We start from the raw sequence: 1,016 nt of genomic DNA, 5'->3' as shown, positions 1-1,016 counted from the left end.
GCCGCGAGCTCGTGTCGCAGGTGGACGCCTTCGGCCTTGGGCATGTCGGGGACGAGCTTGGCGATGCCGAGCAGTCCGACGACTCCGAGCGCCGCGACGACCACGAAGGTGACCCGCCAGCCGATGCTCTGGCCGATGAGCGTGCCCAGGGGTACGCCGACGACGTTGGCGACGGTCAGGCCGGTGAACATCATGGCGATGGCTCCGGCCTTCTTCTCGGGGGCGACCAGCTCGGCCGCGACGACCGCGCCGATTCTGAAGAAAGCGCCGTGGGCGAGTGAGGCGACCACGCGGCCGATCACCATGACGAGGAAGACGGGCGCCGCCGCGGAGAGCACGTTGCCCACGATGAACAGGCCCATCAGGAGCAGCAGCATCCGCTTGCGTGACATGCGGGTGCCCAGAATGGTCATGAGGGGTGCGCCGAGCATGACGCCGAGGGCGTAGCCGGTGACCAGAAATCCGGCTGTGGGGATGGAGACGCCGAAGTCGCCCGCGACCTCGGGGAGCAGCCCCATGATCACGAATTCCGTGGTTCCGATCCCGAAGGCCCCGATCGCGAGAGCCAGAAGCGCGAGAGGCATAGGGTTCACCTTCCCAGACTGTTGCAGATGCGCTTTGCGTGCGTTCACAATACTTGCAGGCGCGCATTACTTGCAAGCGCCGACAATTTCACACGTGGACTATCCTGGGTTCAGCTGCTTCGGGACGGAGGAACTAGAGCCATGACCGCCACAGACCCCGCACTCACCGCCCTGGCCCAGGGCTGGTGCGCTCTCTCCCTGCTCCACGGGAGGATCGAGACCCATATCGAGCGCGCTCTGCAGGCCAAGCACGACCTGAGCGTGCGGGAGTACTCGCTGCTCGATGTCCTCAGCCGCCAGCACGACGGTGAAGGCGGTCACCTGCAGATGAAGCAGGTCGCGGACGCCGTCGTCCTCAGCCAGAGCGCCACCACGCGCCTGGTGACCCGCCTTGAAGACCGCGGCCTGCTCGCCCGCTACCTCTGCCCCACC

The 1,016-nt window shown here is 66.5% G+C and carries 2 protein-coding genes; one reads left to right on the top strand and one right to left on the bottom strand.

The annotated features are described in order from the left end of the window. Positions 1-584: MFS transporter (locus tag ACWD4P_RS38575; RefSeq protein ID WP_449782862.1), on the bottom strand; the 584-nt coding region annotated here is incomplete at its 3' end. Positions 585-725: 141 nt separating this feature from the next. Here ACWD4P_RS38575 and ACWD4P_RS38570 point away from each other — a divergent pair. Continuing rightward, the coding region (locus tag ACWD4P_RS38570) for a MarR family winged helix-turn-helix transcriptional regulator (protein ID WP_449782861.1) at positions 726-1,016 on the top strand (291 nt) is incomplete at its 3' end.

This window comes from Kitasatospora sp. NPDC002543, assembly GCF_053594915.1.
The sequence above is the reverse complement of the archived record's forward strand: the minus strand, read 5'-3'. Positions and strand labels throughout refer to the sequence as shown.